We start from the raw sequence: 17,979 nt of genomic DNA, 5'->3' as shown, positions 1-17,979 counted from the left end.
CTGATAAGGTCTTATGTCTGATGGTATTGGCGTTATAGTGAAATTCTGAAAGCATCAAAAAATTCAGACGGCCTGTTATATACAAGGCCGTCTGAAATGTTTTAACTACTTAAGTTTGCTAAATTAGAACGAGTATTGCAATCTTATGCCTGTTTCACGGGTGCGGTTTTTAGGTTCGATCGCGCCCAATTGAATGAAGCCATAGTCTTCTGTAACGGTGAAGTTTGAATCTTTGACTTTCCAGCCGCGATAGAACGGGGTCAGACTGATTTTAGAACCGTTAGAGAATTTTTTAGATACAGGTACTTCAACCTCAATACCTTGTCCACCGCCTTGTTTCATTCTGGTTTCTTCTCGATCTGGCTCGTAAGAATACTGGCGGCCCTTAACGGCACGATTGTAGGCAATACGAGGAGCAATCTCAAAGTTTGCTGGAAGTGCGATATTTACACCGGCATTGATTTGCGCATATGTGGTTCGGTTTTTGCGGTCATAATCATCAGGATCGACACGTCGGCTCAAATCTCTCAGAACACGGTGTCCCAAGCCTGCACCGGCAGTCAGGCTAAAGCGATCGTTAATTGGATGTGTATATTCATATAAGGCACGGATATCGTATGCGCGGCGAGGTGCATTTTTGAGTGTGGCAGAACCATAACCTGTGGATTCACCAAATCCATTTTGGAAGCTTCCTGTGTAATCTGATTTACCACGGGAATAACGGCCTTCCAATTTTGCCGCATGGCGATCGTTGAAACGGTATTTAACCCCCGCATTAATAGACCACAGGTTGCCTTTTTGTTGCATTATTCGACTACCATCTTGTTCATATTCGCGATAGGTTTCGTTGTAATATTCGCTGCCAACGGTAAATTCAACAGGGCGGGCAGCCTGTGCGCCTACTGCAGCAGACAGTGCTAACACAGCAAGACAGAAATGAGCAGAATTTTTCATGTAAATTCCTTTTAGTTTGGGAAAATCAGTGTGATAATTTAATGTTATTGCATGGCAAAGTTTATAATATTTAATGAACATTAACAATGCTGATGGGGTAATATATTTACTTTTATTATATTCTTTAATGATTTATCGCAAATATTTGTCTTTTTTATGAGACAGTATGGATAAAAAACCTGGAAATAGTGTAAAACTGAGTCGGTAAGAGGTTTAATTTCGAAGTTTTCAAAAGTTAATATCTATATAGTTATTATTTAGTTTGCGATAAAAGTATATGCAGCCACCCACTCTATTCCCATGCATAAAGACATTTTGAATGTTAATATCGTATGACATTCTATTTATATAAAATAAGCGATATAACCGACTAGGCAAATTGACCTGACTGCCCATAAGTTATCCTTTCTTCTTCAAATAAGGAACTGCGATGTTCAACTTTATCAAGAAACAGTTTATCGACGTCATTCAATGGCCGAATCCCGATGACAGCCTGCTGATGTGGCGTTTTCCGATTGCCGATGAGGAGATCCAAAACGGTGCAAGCCTGACTGTGCGTGAGGCGCAGATGGCGATGTTTGTCGATGAAGGCGTAACCGCGGACGTGTTCGGTCCGGGGCGTTACACGCTCAATACGCAAACTCTGCCAGTGCTGACCAACTTGAAAAACTGGGACAAGCTTTTTGAGTCTCCGTTTAAATCGGATGTTTACTTTTTCAATACCAAACAACAGCTCGCACGAAAATGGGGTACGTCTCAACCAGTTACCGTGCGCGATGCTGAGTTTGGCGCGGTGCAACTGCGTTCGTTCGGTATGTATTCTTACCGCATCAGCGATCCGGCAAAATTCTTTAAAGAAGTCAGTGGTGTGGCGGCGCAATACAGCGGCGTAGACTTGGAAAACCAACTGCGCAATATCGCAGTCACCCAGTTGGCGGCCGCGTTCGGCAGCTCCGGTATCCCATTCTTGGATATGGCGGCGAACCAAGTTTTGCTGTCGCAAAAAATCGGCGAATTGCTTGGCGCGGAATTTGCCAAGCTGGGTTTGGCACTGGAAAACTTCACTGTTGAAAGCATTACTTTGCCCGCGTCTATTCAGGCTGCGTTGGATAAGAAAATTTCGATGGGTGTTATCGGCGATTTGGGACGCTACACCCAATATCAAACCGCCGAATCTATTCCGCTTGCGGCACAAAATGAAGGCGGACTTGCCGGAATCGGTGCAGGTTTGGGCGTAGGTGCCGGTATTGGTCAGGCGATGGCGGGTGCCATGGCTGGCATGATGCAGCCGAATGCGCAACAGGCTCAGCAAAATGCTCAGCCGGTTGCCGAAGATCCGCAGGCTAAATTGGTGAAACTCAAGTCTTTGCTGGATGGCGGTTTGATTTCGCAAGAAGATTTTGACAAAGCCAAGGCTGAAGTGTTGAAACAGCTGATTGGTTGATCAATTGAAGGCCGTCTGAAAAATATCATTCAAAAGAAGCGTTGAGCTGCTTCTATGAAAAGGTTTCAGACGGCCTTTCAAATGATTTGATTAAGCCTGTCCGACTTCAAAAACGTTAAGGCCGTCTGAAACACTCCAACCCATTCTGAAAAAGCAAACCCATGTCTCAAACTCCTTTCTTCAAAACCGACTGCCCAAGCTGCGGAGCACCTGTCGAGGCGCATTCTGCTTCTGCCGTGACGCTGGTGTGCGGCTATTGCAACAGCATGCTGGTGCGGAAAGATAACGGCGTTGTCGACTCCGGCCGCGACTCCGCATTGCTGGAAGATTTTAGTCCGCTGCAAATCGGAACCAGCGGCACATTTGTCGCACAACGCTTTACCTTGGTTGGACGGCTTCAGGTGCAATACGACGATGGCGCGTGGAATGAATGGTATGCGCTGTTTGACGACGGCAGAGCCGGTTGGCTTTCTGAGGCGGGCGATTTGTATGTGATGACCATGCCGGTCGAAATCGATAATCCGCCGAAATTTGAAGATACGCGAGCCGGATTTAGCGAGCTGACTTTTCAAGATAAGCACTATATTGCCTCCGATGTCCGCAACATCAGCTTGAAACATGCGGCTGCGCAGGGCGAATTGCCGTTTGTTTTGAAAGAGGATACAGAAAATCGGGTTTCCGACTGGCGTTGCGAAAACCTTTTCATCACGCTCGATTACAACAATAAAACTCCCGAAGCCTTCTTCGGGCGGATGGTAAACCTAGATGGTTTGAAGCTGGAAAACACGCGCCACGAAGATGAAATTAAAGAAAGCGCAGGCCGTCTGAAAGGCAGTATTACTTCAGAAAACTGTCCTAACTGCGGCTCGTCCATTCATTGGGTAAACGGGCTGACTTCCCATCTGAACTGTCAAAGTTGCGGCAGCGAATTGGCAGTCGGCAAAGATAAAGCGGAGCTTATTACCGCCAATAATCTGCGTTTGTCGCAAAATACGATGTTTACTTTGCCTGTCGGCTCGACAGGCAGTCTGAAAAATAAAGAGTTTCATGTTATCGGCGCAATTAGATATTTAGAAACAGATGCGCAGGAAACATTTGATAACTTGTTCAAAGGTGCCAAACATACATTGGCACCAGAAGGGCAGTGGACAGAGTATCTGCTTTACAACCCAACTCAGGGTTTCTTATGGCTGGTTGAAGCTGATGAAGGTTGGAATATTTCCGAAACCTTGAACGATTGGCCGCGCCTCGACCGCAACCGCCAACCGCAAGGCTATGGCAAACTTTATGACTATGGCGGACGGGTCAGGATTGCCAGCGGAGCGTTTTATTGGCGTGTCCGAAACGGTGATTTGAACTATTACAGCGATTACAGAGACGGACAAAGCCGTAAGATTGGCTCCGAACTAAACAGTCACGAAATGGCATGGACTAGAAGTGCCCCAATTGCTTATCGGGAGATTGCAGACGCGTTTAATCTGACCAGCCAAGCTCCGCATTACACTGCAAACATGGCGGCGGACGGCATTGATAAATCATTAAGAATCATAATGACCGTCATCCTGGTTGTCGTCAATCTCCCTGCGCTTCTGACCGGCGATAGTTCTGCCGCACTTACCGTCATCTTTATAGGATGCTGGTTGTTGTGGACCATGGGCAAAAAAGACGAGGACGAGGATTAACATGTCGAGAATCACTTACATCATTTTCAGTACCATCATCATCGTCATCTCCATGATCATCAGCTACGGCTCTTCCGATTCCGACGGCTCGCGTATGCACTCCGGCGGCTATTATGGCGGCAGCGGTTATTCCGGAGGCCATAAATGACCCATGCGCCCGGTAATCATGGCCTATTGGACTTATACGGTTGCGATGAAGCCATCTTAAAAGATGAAGGCCGTCTGAAAACCGCTTTGGTGGCTGCCGCACAGGCTGCAGAAGCCACCATATTGACCGAACACTTCCACACCTTCGGTGGCGCAGGCGGCGTAACCGGTGTTTTGCTGCTCGCCGAGTCCCATATCAGTATCCACACTTGGCCTGAACACCGCTTCGCTGCTATTGATGCATTTATTTGCGGCGGTATGAAATTGGAAAAAGTGAAGGAAATCTTGTGCAGGGAGTTGGTGGCAGCAAGGGCTGTTTGGACGGTTGTGCAACGTGGCGAAGGTATACTGGACGATGTACAACCATCGGTTGAACAATAAAATCTGTCGGGCCGTCTGGAAAAAATTGGCTGATAGTAAATTAGATAACAAATTTTGTATAAAAAGGCTTTTAAACAAAATGCTTAAAATAAAAGATTGGAAGAGAAACAGAAGTTTGCCATTGGTTATTTACTTGCTTGCAGGTTTGTTTTTGCTTGGAGTGGAAAGTGCCGAAGCAAAAAAATTAACACATGATCGTACCGAGTATTGCCGTAATCAAGTTTATGTCAGTAATAACCAAGGCGCATCCCTGCAAGCTCAACCGGACGATAAAGCATCTTCAATCACTCAATTGCACCATATGCAATACCTTTGCGTTGTCGGTAATGACAGCAAAAATACCGAAGAAGGATACTCTTGGATAAAAGTAAAAAAAGTACCTTTGGCAATCAAAGAAAACCAAATCAGTTGTCATGATATGGGCCTGCCTGACAACTGCACCAAACCTACCGATTTCCCGACTGAATGGAAAATCAAACCGCCCAAAGGCAAAAAATGTCGTCTTTCCACTCATGTTGATAATGAAGGTCAGTTGCTTATTGTCGCAAAAGGCGTTTGCCCAACCGGATGGGTAAAAGAGAGAGATGTACAATTTTTTGCCGATTAGTAAACTTGGCTTTAGTTAAAGAAAAAAACAAAGTTCATCATATGGCAGAACAATCAAGAAAAAAGATTTAACTTATTCTTTATTAAAAGACAGGCCGTCTGAAAGCATATTCAATCCGTTTTCAGACGGCTTTATCTTACATTTTTAAAATATCCTGATTAAGGAAATCAGAAATGCATGTTCGTACTTCCATCATTTTTGCCTTATCCATGCTCACCTTAGGAGCATGTGTCAGTCATCATCCTTCGGTTCCTCATGCTTCAACGGTGAAAGACCGTGCATATTATTTCCAACATCTTGACGAAGCCCAAGCAAAAAAAGAGCAATGTTTGAAAGACAGAGTATTTGAGAAAGCAGGCGTTGATATGGAAAACAGCAGAGATCAACAAATGATTGCTGCGTATCCCGATGACCTTTTAATGCTCAACCAAGATAATGCGGAATTATTTTCTTGTATCGCTGCGTGGACGGCTGCTAATTCCGCAGAACCATTACGCAAATGGCAGAGGGAAAATGAGGAAAGTGAAGCCACCAATCAAAAATTTGAGGCACAGGTTATGCGGTTTAAAGCAGAACTAGAAAAGAAATACTCAGAAATAGATTGGAAAAAGTTTTATCCTGCCGCACTCTATCAGGAATCTGTCCATTTCCTTTACACAGACAGTACGTCAGAAGAATATGCAAAAAAAGAAGCCATCGAACGTATCTTTATTGATAAAGCGAAACGGTTTATAGCAGAATCGGAAGCGAACAATATTGAAACGCTGACCCAAAAGATGTCGCAAATCTGCAAGGAGGATACTTGGGGCTATATCCCTTCGTGTAAAGTCTATTATCATGTTTTAAAAGAAAAACTCTCGAAAAAAACACTATCCGAATTAGTGGAGATGGAAAAACAGTATAACGACGGCGAGCATATGCCTGTTCCTATTTTATTTGAAGCTTATCGTTTTACCCTTGGATCTGCTTTGGAGAAAATAAATCGAGAATTAATGTCAGACTACGGTAAACTCGATTCCGAATATAGGCAGTGTGTAAAAAAAATCGGAGAAAAAGTCTCGGTTACCCAAATGGACAGCTTTGAAGAAAATTTCGAGCCGGAGTTTTATCTCGGTTTTTATCCCGAATGTGCCGTTACCGATAACATTATGAAACAATTGGAGTTTCCTCTGGATTTAAATGTCGCGGTTGAAAGCAAAATTTTCCACAAAATAGTCAAACAAAGCCAGGAAGAAAACGAGAAATTTCTCATCGATGAAGAGCTATCAGGAATAGCATGGCGGAAGCAGCTGGAAGAATCGCCCGAAGTCTTACAAACCAAAAAAAGCTTGGCTCAAAAATATGCCCAAACACCTTGGCAAAATTTCAGGAGCACTATAAAACAAGACTATCCAGATATCGAAAGTGACTTCTCGGGTACGGAAGAAGAACAGAAGCAGAAAAAGATAATTTCTACTGCCCTGAGGTTAATCTTGATTGAAAAAATACAGCCTGAAATGGACAAGTTAGAGAAAAAAAGTATAGATGAATTACTTACTGAACTACGAGCTCGTTGTAAAGAAGGAGAAGGAATAGATTGGCTAAGCGATACTCAGTGTATTCTGTATTACCGTACCTTCTTAAAAAAAATTCAGGGTCAAACTTTAGAAGAGCTATTAGCTTCAAAAGATAAATATGAAGAGGGGCCTTCCTTGGTTAAGTTTTCCTATAAGTTAGTATTAGAAGGGAAAGAGGTGAAACGATCCTTCGAACTGATAAAAAATGATGACAAACGCGAAGCAGCATACTGGCAATGTATCAAAAACATCAGCAAAACCATAAAGAAATCAGGCATTCTAGAAACTAACGATGCCGAGTCGATTATCTTGAACGAACCTGGTTGCAAACAGGTGTACTATGTCATGAGCAATATGAACGAAGAAAAACGGTTCACATATTTTGCCGACACGCTGCTTAACAAGAAACGTTTCAAAGAAGCTCCGAAAGTTCAACAAGATTGATGTAAACATTTCATTAAGAGGCCGTCTGAAGTCTTGCATATGCTGTTTTCAGACGGTCTTAAACCTTGTTCTGATTAAACTGAAATATTGACGTTATATGGAAAAAACGCCTTTTTTTAAAACCGATTGCCCAAGCTGTGGTGCGCCTGTGGAGGCGTATTCCGCTACTGCCGTGACGCTGGTGTGTGGCCATTGTCACAGTATGCTGGTTGCTAGAATCGGTAAGGGGAGGAGCGGATATTTTGTTGCCAATTCAGGGCGTGATTCTGCGTTGCTGGAAGATTTCAGTCCGTTGCAGATTGGAACGCGAGGCGTTTTTGATGATCGGAAATTTACGCTGATTGGGCGATTGCAGGTGCATTACGATGTCGGCGCATGGAATGAATGGTATGTCTTGTTTGATGACGGGCAGACCGGCTGGCTTTCCGAGGTTGGCGATTTATATGTGATGACATGTTTACTTGCCCAGAAGAGGAGACGGGGGCCGAAAAATTTTAAGTCGGTGAAAGCCGGTTCCAGTTCGTTGATCTTTAATGGCCAAACCTTTATTGCGTCAGATGTCCGCACCATACATTACCGTAATACCGATGCGCAAGGCGAGTTGCCGTTCAACTTATCTGAGAACCAAGCGGCAGGCGAGGTTTGCGACTGGCGACGGGGCAATTTGTTTTTGACCTTGGATTATTCGACGTTTCCAATGGACTCCTACTTCGGACGCATAGTCAGTTTGGACAGTTTGAAGCTGGAAAATAAGCGCAGTGATGATGAAATCCATGAAAGTGCAGGTCGTCTGAAAGGAGAGATTCTTTCTGAAAACTGCCCGCATTGCGGCTCTCCTGTTCATTGGCCAAGGGGTGTTACTTCTTTCCTTTTATGTCAGTCTTGCGGCAGCAGTTTGAATACGACAAAAGATACTGTTGCGTTGATGGAGGCAAATGCCCAAAGGAAAGAACAAGAAAATCTGTTCACACTTTCCATTGGTACGAAAGGCCGTCTGAACGATACAGAATATCTGATTATCGGGGCTGTAAGATTTGTCGAGATATCGTCCTATAATCAAAATCAGTCCGAATACTGGACGGAATATCTGCTTTATAACACTCAACAAGGTTTTGCCTGGCTGATTGAGTCTGGAAAACGCTGGCGGCTGTCAGAAACCTTACAAACATGGCCGGACTTTGATTCAAGTGGCAATCCTGCCGGTGAAATGTTGATTGATCATTACCGCGGGCAGGTCGAGGTAGCGGCTGGTGCTTTTTATTGGAAAGTCAAACAAGGCGATTTGCTTCATTACAAGGAATATAGCGGCAAGAAAAGTTATGGCCGGAATGTCATTCTGTGTTCCGAGCAGAGCAAGGACGAAATTGTCTGGAGTAAAAGCAGTCCTGTGTCTTACCGTCAAATGAGAAAGGCATTCGGTCTGTCTTTTGATACTAAGGAGATGCTCTCTTACTGGCTGAAGGGCGACAATAGAAATGTTGGGAGTAGAGATAATGTAGCCCGTATCATTGCTATGCTGATTCTTATCATCGTCAACCTTCCGGCCTGGCTGTCGCCGCATCTACGTAGTCCTGTCGGTATAGTGGTCAGTCTGTGTGCGTTGGTATGGATATGGATTTCTGACAGATATAAAAACGATCGTGATTACGAAGAAGAACGGGTAGGGATGATTATTTTCTTTGCTTTCATCATTTTTCTTACCGTCTTATTCAACTATGTCCAAGCGGAAGACAGTGATTCATCGCATTCCGGCAGATCCTATCATGGTTATTCGGCAGGGCATAAATAACGTGAGATCTGCTTAACCTCGTTGTATCGTTTTACTTTTATTTTTTCAGACGACCTTTTTATAAAACATGCTAACCCGCCGTCAATTTCTCAGCTATACCGCCGTGCTTGGTGCCGCCTCTGCTTTCTCTTGGCAGACTTATAAGTACCTCAACCGCAAACCGCCGGTTTCTATTAACCGTGTCGGCTTGCCGTTGGGGCATTTGTTGCGTGACGGGGAATTGCTCAGTTCGCCGACCCGTCGTTATGAATGCAATACGTTGATACTCGGCGGCGGTGCGGCTGGGTTGGGAGCATTGTGGTATTTGGCGAAGCATAATCACCGCGATGTATTGTTGGCAGAAGGGTTTGAACGTAATGGCAACAATGCCGCCTATACGTCTTCAGACGGCCTGAAAGCGCCGAGCGGTGCGCATTATTTGGCTTTGCCGTCGAAAGAAAGCGTGTATGTGCGCGAGATGTTGGCGGATTTCGGTATTTTGCAGTCGGATGGCAGCTTTAGGGAAACCGATTTGGTCTATGCGCCCGAATCGCGCCTCTTATATCAGGATAAATGGGTAGAACATTTATTGCCGAAAGAAGATGCGGATTCCAAACGGTTTTTTGATTTGATAGGCCGTCTGAAACAGGCTTACGGCAATGACGGTAAGAAAATTTTTGCCATTCCGATTGCGCTGTCATCGATAGATGAAACATGGCGAAAGCTCGATCATCTGACGTTTCAACAATGGCTTGATCAGGAAGGTTACCATTCGCCCGAGCTTTTGTGGTATCTCGATTATTGTTGCCGCGACGATTACGGACAAGGCATCGGGCAAGTATCTGCCTTTGCCGGATTGCATTATTTTGCCGCCCGCAACAATGCAGAAACTGTCCTCACTTGGCCCGAAGGTTTGGCACATCTTTCTGAAAACCTGCGCCGTCATGCCGATTTGCAGGAAGGCTGGCAATGGCCGTCTGAAAACAGTATCCGTTTGGAGAAACCTGCTTCGGTTAATGCTTCTGCCGTCAAAATCAAACCGCTTTCAGACGGCCGGATTGAAGTGTGGCTGCGTGATAATGCAAAAGGGGAAACCGTTGCCGTCACCGCGCAACACGTTATCTCCGCCATGCCGCTGATGGTTGCCGCCCACATTATTGAATCTCCCGAACAATTTGGTCTGAATATTCCCGAATACGCGCCATGGCTGGTTTCCAATTTTGAACTGCACAGTTTTCCGAAAGAAAAAAACAACAGCGAACTTGCGTGGGACAATGTGGTTTACGGCAGCCAAGGACTGGGCTATGTTGTTGCGACCAACCAGCTTATCCGGGTTGCCCGTCCTGAACGTACGATTTTTACCGCCTACGCCGCGCTCAATCACGATACGCCACAAGCCGTCCGCCGCCAGCTGCTTGAAGCAAGCGATGAAGAGCTGCTCCAGTTTGCCGCACAAGATCTGCTTACCGCTTACGGCGAAGGCTTTTGGCGGCATGTTTCCCATGTTGACATTACCGTTCGCGGGCATGGCATGAGCGTGCCGAAACCCGGCTATTTAAGCGATGAGGCTTTATTAAAAATCAGAAATCGAAATACTGGATTATTATTTGCACACAGTGACTTAAGCAGCTATTCGGTGTTTGAAGAGGCTTTGTATTGGGGTGTGGAAGCGGCGCGGAAAGTATTGGCTTAATTGATATAAAAAGGCCGTCTGAAATCATATTCAGACGGCCTTTTCTCTTTTAACTTAATAACCTGATTAGGCTTTTGGTTTCAAAGCGGCAGCTTCGCGAGCCAGACGGGTGATGGTATCCCAGTCTTTGTTTTTGATGGCTTCTTTTGGGGTCAGCCATGAGCCGCCGACGCACAAGACATTAGGCAGCGCCAAGTACTCGGGAGCGGTTGCCAGGCTGATGCCGCCGGTCGGGCAGAAGCGAACATCGGCGTAAGGGCCGTACAGGGCTTTGAGCATGGCTTTGCCGCCAACGACTTCGGCAGGGAAGAGTTTGAGGGTGTCGATGCCGTGTTCCAAAGCCAGTTGGACTTCGCCAGGAGTGGCAACGCCCGGAATCAGGGGGATGCCACTGTTGTGGCTGGCTTTGGCGAGGGATTCGTGCAAACCCGGGCTGATGGCGAAAACCGCGCCTGCGTCTTCGACGGCTTTGAGCTGTTCGGGATTGGTTACCGTACCCGCGCCGACGATGGCGTTAGGAACTTCTTTGGCAATCAGGCGGATGGCGTCGAGACCGACAGGGGTGCGCAGGGTGATTTCGAGGGTGGGAATGCCGCCTTCGACAAGGGCGTGGGACAAATCGACGGCAGTACTCAAGTCGTCAATCGCCATTACCGGCACAACTGCGCCGGCAGTCAGAATTTCACGAGGGGTCAGTTTAGACATTTTAGGTCTCCGTTGGGGACTGTATCGTAATAGGGTCGTTAACATGGTTTCAGACGACCTGATTGTTTTAAGAGGCCGTCTGAAAAGGGTTTAGGCAAATTCGCCGCCGAAGCTCATGGCACCGGTTTCTGCGCTGCTGGTCATGCTGCGGAAGTTGGCGAAGAGTTCGCGGCCGCAGCCTTGTTGATTCGCGCTCAAGTCGATACGTTCGACTTCGCGGGCGTTCCATTCGGCTTCGTTGATCAGGACGTTGAGTTCGCCGGTAACGGAGTCGAAGCGGATCAAGTCGCCGGTACGGATTTTGGCGATGTTGCCGCCCATCAGGGCTTCAGGCGTCATGTGGATAGAGGCCGGAACTTTACCGGACGCGCCGGACATACGGCCGTCGGTCAGCAGTGCCACTTTAAAGCCGCGGTCTTGCAGGATGCCCAAAGGAGGGGTCAGTTTGTGCAATTCGGGCATACCGTTGGCGCGCGGGCCTTGGTAGCGGACAACACAGACGAAATCGCGTTCCAACTCGCCGCGTTCAAATGCGGCCAATACTTCGCGTTGGTCGTTGAACACGATGGCGGGTGCTTCAATGATGCGGCAGCCTTCGCGCACGGCGGACACTTTAATTACGCCGCGACCGATGTTGCCTTTCATTAGGCGCAGACCGCCGTCTGGGGAGAACGGGTTGTCGGCTTTGCGCAGGATGTCTTCATTACCGCTGGTTTCAGGGGCTTCGCGCCATTCAAGTTTGCCGTCAATGAGGAAAGGCTCTTTGGTGTAGTGGCGCATACCGTGTCCGACAACGGTATCGACATCATCGTGCAACAGGCCTGCGTCCAGCAATTCGCGGATAACGAAAGGCAGGCCGCCGGCAGCGGTAAAGTGGTTTACGTCGGCTTTGCCGTTGGGGTACACACGGATCAGCAATGGGATGATGGAAGAAATTTCATCGAAGTCGTCCCAGTTCAAAATCACGCCTGCAGCACGCGCCATAGCAACGAGGTGCATGGTGTGGTTGGTCGAGCCGCCGGTTGCCATCAGGCCGATCAGGGCGTTAATGAAGGATTTTTCGGTCAACATTTCGCCCAATGGTTTGATGGTGCCGTTTTTGATGCCGCGTGCGAGGTGTCCGGCTGCGTAGCGGGTCAGTGCTTCGCGCAGGTCGGTATAAGGGTGGACGAAGGCAGCAGCAGGCAGGTGTACGCCCATCATTTCCATCATCATCTGGTTGGAGTTGGCGGTACCGTAGAAGGTACAAGTACCCGGGCTGTGGTAAGAGCCCATTTCGCTTTCAAGCAAGGCGTCGCGGCCGACTTTACCTTCGGCGAAAAGCTGGCGGGTACGGGCTTTTTCTTTATTGCCGATACCGCTAGACATCGGGCCTGCCGGAACGAAGATGCCAGGAATATGACCGAAAGACAACGCACCGATCATTAAGCCCGGAACGATTTTGTCGCATACGCCCATAAACAAGCTGCCGTCAAACATTTGATGCGACAGACCGATGGCGGTACTCATGGCAATCACGTCGCGGGAAAACAGCGACAATTCCATGCCGGCGTAGCCTTGCGTGATGCCGTCGCACATGGCGGGCGTGCCGCCGGCGACTTGGGCGGTCGCGCCGTTTTTTTGTGCTTCGTCTTTGATTTGGTCAGGGAAGTCTTTAAACGGCTGGTGTGCGGAAACCATGTCGTTGTAGGCAGTGATGATGCCTAAGTTGGGGACGGTTTCCTGAAGCATTTCGATTTTGATGCTCTTAGGCATGGAGGCATAGCCGTGTGCCAAGTTGCTGCAGCCGAGCTGGTTGCGCTCTAAGCGTCCCATCTGTTTGGCGCTGCGGATTTTCGCCAGATACTTTTCACGCGTCGGGCGGCTGCGCTCGATGATGCGCTCGGTAATTTCGGCGAGTTTCGGGTGAATAGGAGTGGGGTTCATGTGCGGTCTCCTGGCTAAACGATATGATAGGGATTTTGTTTGCGCGTTTCTGATTTTTGTATTGGGTGTTTTCTTCAGACGGCCTTGAGCTGTGGGAATGAATAATATGGGCCGTCTGAATATTTGAAGATTTTCTCTTCGAAGCGTCCGCATATTATAGTACAAAATCTGTAATTTTGTTACAAAATAATTTACTAAGTGGAAGAAATTTGATTTAAATCGAGGTATGGTCAATTCGTAAAATGGCAGGCTGCAAAAGTCATCAAACTTTTATGTTAAATCAAACAATTTGTAAAAATGAGAATAGACAAAATGTGTAGCCATGTGTAGTATTACTACTCATTAGCCCGCTTGTTTGAAATTTTGGTGCAGGCGATTGGTTCTTTACTGCTTATTGCTTAAAGGCTTTTGATTTTAATCGATTTTTATGGATGACGACAGTCCAAAAGTTTTGAAGCAAGCTTCCTCAACGAGAGATGAAACAATGAGTACACAGACAAATTTTGATTTGGTGTTGTTTGGCGCGACCGGCGATTTGGCAATGCGTAAACTTTTGCCTTGCCTGTATCAGGCGCATGTAGCCGGTTTGCTTCATCCCGAAGGTCGTATTTTGGGCGTAAGCCGCAGCGAATTGGATACCGCCGGCTTTTTGGCTAAAGTGGAAACGAATTCTAAAATCCATGTCAAACAAAACTTCTCAGATGAAGCGTGGGCATCGTTTATCCAACGTCTTGAGTATTTGAAAGTCGATGTGACAAAGAAAGACGACTTCATTGCTTTGGGCGACTTGGTAAAAGCGCGCAAGAATACTGAGAATGTCGTGATCTACCTCTCAACTGCGCCGAAATTCTTTGCACAAGCCTGTGAAAATCTTGCCGAAATCGGTTTGAATGCCGATAACGTGCGCGTGGTTTTGGAAAAACCGTTGGGTACGGACTTGGCTTCTTCCCAACAAATCAATACAGATGTAGCCCGTTATTTCAAAGAAGAACAAATCTACCGTATCGACCATTATTTGGGTAAAGAAAGCCTGCAAAACCTGCTGGCCTTGCGTTTTGCTAATGTGATGTTCGAGCCTTTGTGGAACAACAAATATATTGAAAGCGTACAGCTGACCATCGCCGAGCAGTTGGGCGTGGAAGAACGCGGTGAGTTTTACGACATTACCGGCGCATTGCGCGATATGGTGCAAAACCACTTGATGCAAATGCTTTGTATGACTGCGATGGAAGCGCCGGCAAGCTTGGATGCCGATGCCGTACGCGACGAGAAAGTGAAAGTCATCAAATCGCTGAAACCGCTGACCATCGAATCCGTCAACGAAAATGTTATTCGCGGCCAATATGTTGCAGCAAACGGTATGAACGGCTATCTGGAAGAAGTCGACGTACCGAAAGACAGTTTCACTGAAACCTATGTTGCCATCAAAGCCGAAATCGAAAACGAGCGTTGGAAAGGCGTACCTTTCTACCTGCGTACCGGCAAACGCATGGCAGGCAAAGTGGCGGAAATCGTGTTGAACTTCCGTCCGCTGCAAAACCATATTTTTGACAACAGCCAACCTGCGCCGAATCGTTTGGTTATTGAACTACAACCGACCGAATCCGTCCGTCTTTACACACAAGTGAAAACCCCGGGTGCTGGCAACAAAGTCGAAGTTACGCCGATTGGCGTGGACTTGGGCACAGCCGTAGAGGGTCGCCGCGCTGAGGCTTATGAGCGCCTGCTGCTGGACGTGATTAACGGTAAACTCGCTTTGTTCAACCGCCGCGACGAACTCGAAGCCGCTTGGGAATATGTGATGCCTATCCTGGAAAACTGGGCGAACAATACAACGCCTCCGCATGCTTACGAAGCCCATTCTTGGGGTCCTGAAGCTGCGCGCGCGCTGTTGGCGCGTGACGGCAACAAGTGGCACGAAGAGCAATAATATTTCTTTCAGACGGCCTTGTTTTCCAACAAAAGGCCGTCTGAAACCATGAAAGGACGAAACATGTTTGTTTGGCACGAACAAGAAAACGCTGCAACTGCCGCGCAGGCTCTCGCTGATGCCGTTGCCGCTGCATTACAAACCGCGTTGAATGAGAAAGGCCATGCGGTTTTGGCTGTTTCCGGCGGTCGTTCGCCGATTGCGTTTTTCGAGGCTTTGTCGCAAAAAGATTTAAATTGGCAAAATGTCGGCATTACTTTGGTGGACGAGCGTATTGTCCCGACCACGCATGCCGACAGCAATACAGGCTTGGTACGTGAATATCTGCTCAAAAATAACGCGGCCGTTGCCACATGGATTCCTGTTGTTGAAGACGGAAAGTCTGAAACTGAATTACAACCTGAAGTTGTCGTTGCTTATGCATTGAAACATTACAAGCAACCTGACGTGCTGGTGTTGGGCATGGGTTCAGACGGGCATACGGCGTCGTTGTTCCCTCAAGCGCCTCAATTACAGGCAGCAATCAATGAAGCCAATGACCCGACATTGATTCATACTACGCCGGTTACCGCGCCGCATGAGCGCGTAAGCATGACTTTGGGTGCAATTGCCAAAACGCCGAATGTGTTTTTGGCTATTCAAGGCGCAGAGAAAAAAGCAGTATTTGATAAAGCTGCCGCAAGGGCCGATACCGAATATCCGACCAGTCTGATTCTCAATCACCAAGGAATTAACTGCCATGTCTACTATGCACACTGAAGCTTATCCTCGTTTGGTTGCCGATATCGGCGGTACGAATGCCCGTTTTGCGCTTGAAACTGCACCACAAGTGATTGAAAAGGCTGAAGTCTTGCCTTGCCAGGATTACGACACCATTGTCGATGCCGCCAAAACTTATTTGGAACGCGCAGGCAGTCCGAAAGTTTTGCACGCCGCCTTTGCGATTGCCAATCCGATTTTGGGCGACTGGGTGCAGATGACCAACCACCACTGGGCATTCTCCATCGAAACCACCCGCCAGGCTTTGGGTTTTGAAACGTTGATTCTGTTGAACGACTTTACCGCCCAGGCTTTGGCGGTAACAAAAACCGATAAGAAAGACTTGATACAAATCGGCGGTCAAAAACCAATCGAATTTGCGCCTAAAGCCGTTATTGGTCCGGGTACCGGTTTGGGTGTCAGCGGTTTGGTGCACAGCGCTGCCGGCTGGGTAGCGTTGGCAGGCGAGGGTGGCCATACCAGCTTCCCGCCGTTTGACGATATGGAAGTATTGATTTGGCAATACGCTAAAAACAAATACGGCCATGTTTCTGCCGAGCGTTTCTTGAGCGGCGCAGGTTTGAGCCTGATTTACGAAGCATTGGCCAAACGCGACAACATCAAACAATGCCGTCTGAAGCCTTCTGAAATCACCGATAAGACATTGAGCGGAACATCGCCGATTTGCCGTCAGACTTTGGATATTTTCTGCGCCATGCTGGGTACGGTTGCTTCCAATTTGGCTTTGTCATTGGGTGCGCGCGGCGGCGTGTATTTGTGTGGCGGCATTATCCCGCGCGTGTTGGATTACTTTAAAACGTCTCCATTCCGCAGCCGCTTTGAAAACAAAGGCCGCTTTGAGGCTTATCTTGCCGCTATTCCCGTGTATGTCGTATTGAGCGAATTTCCGGGCATCGTCGGCGCGGCGGTCGCATTAGACAATCATTTAAATAACGTTTAAACACACAAACGGCGGTGCAGGGCAGGGTACGAAAATGTACCTTGTCCTGAACGTCAAAGAATCAAAGGGTAGAGTATATGTTAAGCAAAATCAGCGAATCATTGTCCAATCTCTCCGGCGCAGAACGTAAAGTTGCCGAATCTGCGCTGGCCGAGCCTAAATGGTTCGTTCATGCCGCTGTGGCGGAAATCGCCGAGCGTGCATCCGTCAGTCAGCCGACTGTAATCCGTTTCTGCCGCAGCTTGGGTTACAAAGGCTTGCCTGAGTTCAAACTCGCTTTGTCTGCCAGCATCGGCCACGAAGGCATGCCTTACGTTCATGAAGAGTTAAACGCCGATGACAACATGGGCAGCGTGGTCGAAAAAGTATTGGGCAATGCCGCAGCCTCCCTTTTGGGCGAGCGCCGCTTCCTGAAAGAATCTGAGCTTGAAAACGCGATTGCCATTCTGATGCACGCGCGACGCGTTGAGTTTTATGGTGTCGGCAATTCCGGCATCGTTGCCCAGGATGCGCAACACAAATTCTTCCGCTTCGGTATGTCCACCGTTGCCTATGTCGATACGCATACCCAGCTGATGGCGGCTTCCGTATTGACTGAGCAGGATGTATTGGTGGCGATTTCCAATACCGGCTCATCTATCGAATTGTTGGACGCGGCCAGTATCGCCAAAGAAAACGGTGCAGCCGTTATCGCGCTGACCCGCAATGATTCGCCGTTGGCCCAAATGGCCGACTGCGTATTGAGCATTGCCACTCAGGAAAATGCCGAGCTTTATACGCCTATGGTGTCCCGTCTTCTGCAGCTGGCCGTTATCGACATTCTTGCCATCGGCTTGGCCTTGCGTTTGGGCGACACTGCCAGCGCGCAACTGCAAAAAAGTAAAAAAAGCATACATAACAAACACATCGAATACGATAAAGATTGATTCTTCACTGATATCTTCAGACGGCCTCAACCCACATCAAGGCCGTCTGAAACCTCAAAAAACGGAAACCACCCCGTTCCCGTTTCAGACGACCTC

Annotated in this window: 15 protein-coding genes; 12 read left to right on the top strand and 3 right to left on the bottom strand. The window is 47.6% G+C overall.

All coding sequences use genetic code 11. The features are described 5' to 3' along the window. Positions 1 to 123: 123 nt before the first annotated feature. A complete protein-coding gene (locus tag HMPREF2871_RS01990; RefSeq protein WP_039861962.1) occupies positions 124 to 954 on the bottom strand; it encodes an outer membrane beta-barrel protein in 831 nt (276 codons plus the stop codon). A gap of 430 nt (positions 955 to 1,384) precedes the next feature. Here HMPREF2871_RS01990 and HMPREF2871_RS01985 point away from each other — a divergent pair, with 430 nt between their 5' ends. The 8 genes from HMPREF2871_RS01985 (at position 1,385) to HMPREF2871_RS01955 (ending at position 10,676) form a co-directional block, all read left to right on the top strand. Further along, on the top strand, positions 1,385 to 2,398 hold the full coding sequence (locus HMPREF2871_RS01985) for an SPFH domain-containing protein (protein ID WP_049335400.1): 1,014 nt from the start codon (positions 1,385 to 1,387) through the stop codon (positions 2,396 to 2,398). Positions 2,399 to 2,559: 161 nt separating this feature from the next. Beyond that, positions 2,560 to 4,080, top strand: coding sequence for a DUF4178 domain-containing protein (locus tag HMPREF2871_RS01980; RefSeq protein WP_224783367.1), 1,521 nt, complete (start codon positions 2,560 to 2,562; stop codon positions 4,078 to 4,080). A 1-nt stretch (position 4,081) separates the two neighbouring features. Then, positions 4,082 to 4,228, top strand: coding sequence for a hypothetical protein (locus HMPREF2871_RS11845; protein ID WP_162837292.1), 147 nt, complete (start codon positions 4,082 to 4,084; stop codon positions 4,226 to 4,228). Next, a complete protein-coding gene (gene speD, locus HMPREF2871_RS01975) occupies positions 4,225 to 4,608 on the top strand; it encodes an adenosylmethionine decarboxylase (protein ID WP_049335402.1) in 384 nt (127 codons plus the stop codon). The genes HMPREF2871_RS11845 and speD overlap by 4 nt, the downstream gene beginning before the upstream one ends. Positions 4,609 to 4,633: 25 nt before the next feature. After that, positions 4,634 to 5,215 carry a hypothetical protein gene (locus HMPREF2871_RS01970; RefSeq protein ID WP_224783366.1) on the top strand — a complete coding sequence of 194 codons (582 nt, stop codon included), beginning with the start codon at positions 4,634 to 4,636 and terminating at the stop codon, positions 5,213 to 5,215. Between the two features lie 173 nt (positions 5,216 to 5,388). Continuing rightward, complete coding sequence (locus HMPREF2871_RS01965; protein WP_049335405.1) at positions 5,389 to 7,215, top strand: hypothetical protein; 1,827 nt, start codon at positions 5,389 to 5,391, stop codon at positions 7,213 to 7,215. Between the two features lie 97 nt (positions 7,216 to 7,312). Further along, positions 7,313 to 9,004 (top strand): DUF4178 domain-containing protein, encoded by a 1,692-nt coding sequence (locus HMPREF2871_RS01960; RefSeq protein ID WP_049335408.1) that lies wholly within the window; start codon positions 7,313 to 7,315, stop codon positions 9,002 to 9,004. A 67-nt stretch (positions 9,005 to 9,071) separates the two neighbouring features. Further along, complete coding sequence (locus HMPREF2871_RS01955) at positions 9,072 to 10,676, top strand: NAD(P)-binding protein (protein ID WP_049335410.1); 1,605 nt, start codon at positions 9,072 to 9,074, stop codon at positions 10,674 to 10,676. A 66-nt stretch (positions 10,677 to 10,742) separates the two neighbouring features. Here HMPREF2871_RS01955 and HMPREF2871_RS01950 read toward each other — a convergent pair whose 3' ends face one another. Both HMPREF2871_RS01950 and edd read right to left on the bottom strand, forming a co-directional pair. After that, complete coding sequence (locus tag HMPREF2871_RS01950; protein WP_003745733.1) at positions 10,743 to 11,381, bottom strand: bifunctional 4-hydroxy-2-oxoglutarate aldolase/2-dehydro-3-deoxy-phosphogluconate aldolase; 639 nt, start codon at positions 11,379 to 11,381, stop codon at positions 10,743 to 10,745. A gap of 90 nt (positions 11,382 to 11,471) precedes the next feature. Further along, a complete protein-coding gene (gene edd / locus HMPREF2871_RS01945; RefSeq protein WP_004519344.1) occupies positions 11,472 to 13,307 on the bottom strand; it encodes a phosphogluconate dehydratase in 1,836 nt (611 codons plus the stop codon). A 484-nt stretch (positions 13,308 to 13,791) separates the two neighbouring features. Between edd and zwf the strand changes: the two genes are divergently transcribed. The 4 genes from zwf to hexR all read left to right on the top strand — a co-directional run bounded on the left by zwf (position 13,792) and on the right by hexR (position 17,883). Next, a complete protein-coding gene (gene zwf / locus HMPREF2871_RS01940; RefSeq protein ID WP_039862026.1) occupies positions 13,792 to 15,237 on the top strand; it encodes a glucose-6-phosphate dehydrogenase in 1,446 nt (481 codons plus the stop codon). Between the two features lie 63 nt (positions 15,238 to 15,300). Continuing rightward, positions 15,301 to 15,996, top strand: a complete 696-nt coding sequence (gene pgl / locus HMPREF2871_RS01935; RefSeq protein WP_049335412.1) for a 6-phosphogluconolactonase — start codon at positions 15,301 to 15,303, stop codon at positions 15,994 to 15,996. Beyond that, positions 15,977 to 16,957, top strand: a complete 981-nt coding sequence (locus HMPREF2871_RS01930) for a glucokinase (RefSeq protein ID WP_039861966.1) — start codon at positions 15,977 to 15,979, stop codon at positions 16,955 to 16,957. The genes pgl and HMPREF2871_RS01930 overlap by 20 nt, the downstream gene beginning before the upstream one ends. A gap of 77 nt (positions 16,958 to 17,034) precedes the next feature. After that, on the top strand, positions 17,035 to 17,883 hold the full coding sequence (gene hexR, locus HMPREF2871_RS01925) for a DNA-binding transcriptional regulator HexR (protein WP_049344391.1): 849 nt from the start codon (positions 17,035 to 17,037) through the stop codon (positions 17,881 to 17,883). The last annotated feature ends 96 nt before the right edge of the window (positions 17,884 to 17,979 follow it).

Origin of the sequence: Neisseria sp. HMSC067G12 (assembly GCF_001812725.1) — a bacterium.
GTDB lineage: Bacteria > Pseudomonadota > Gammaproteobacteria > Burkholderiales > Neisseriaceae > Neisseria > Neisseria perflava.
The sequence above is the reverse complement of the archived record's forward strand: the minus strand, read 5'-3'. Positions and strand labels throughout refer to the sequence as shown.

Bases quoted from the DNA above. Each gene is read 5' to 3' on its own strand.
- HMPREF2871_RS01960 (WP_049335408.1), top strand. From the start codon at position 7,313: ATGGAAAAAACGCCTTTTTTTAAAACCGATTGCCCAAGCTGTGGTGCG.
- HMPREF2871_RS01950 (WP_003745733.1), bottom strand. From the start codon at position 11,381: ATGTCTAAACTGACCCCTCGTGAAATTCTGACTGCCGGCGCAGTTGTG.
- hexR (WP_049344391.1), top strand. From the start codon at position 17,035: ATGTTAAGCAAAATCAGCGAATCATTGTCCAATCTCTCCGGCGCAGAA.
- HMPREF2871_RS01930 (WP_039861966.1), top strand. From the start codon at position 15,977: ATGTCTACTATGCACACTGAAGCTTATCCTCGTTTGGTTGCCGATATC.
- speD (WP_049335402.1), top strand. From the start codon at position 4,225: ATGACCCATGCGCCCGGTAATCATGGCCTATTGGACTTATACGGTTGC.
- HMPREF2871_RS11845 (WP_162837292.1), top strand. From the start codon at position 4,082: ATGTCGAGAATCACTTACATCATTTTCAGTACCATCATCATCGTCATC.
- edd (WP_004519344.1), bottom strand. From the start codon at position 13,307: ATGAACCCCACTCCTATTCACCCGAAACTCGCCGAAATTACCGAGCGC.
- HMPREF2871_RS01985 (WP_049335400.1), top strand. From the start codon at position 1,385: ATGTTCAACTTTATCAAGAAACAGTTTATCGACGTCATTCAATGGCCG.
- HMPREF2871_RS01965 (WP_049335405.1), top strand. From the start codon at position 5,389: ATGCATGTTCGTACTTCCATCATTTTTGCCTTATCCATGCTCACCTTA.
- HMPREF2871_RS01990 (WP_039861962.1), bottom strand. From the start codon at position 954: ATGAAAAATTCTGCTCATTTCTGTCTTGCTGTGTTAGCACTGTCTGCT.
- HMPREF2871_RS01980 (WP_224783367.1), top strand. From the start codon at position 2,560: ATGTCTCAAACTCCTTTCTTCAAAACCGACTGCCCAAGCTGCGGAGCA.
- HMPREF2871_RS01955 (WP_049335410.1), top strand. From the start codon at position 9,072: ATGCTAACCCGCCGTCAATTTCTCAGCTATACCGCCGTGCTTGGTGCC.
- zwf (WP_039862026.1), top strand. From the start codon at position 13,792: ATGAGTACACAGACAAATTTTGATTTGGTGTTGTTTGGCGCGACCGGC.
- pgl (WP_049335412.1), top strand. From the start codon at position 15,301: ATGTTTGTTTGGCACGAACAAGAAAACGCTGCAACTGCCGCGCAGGCT.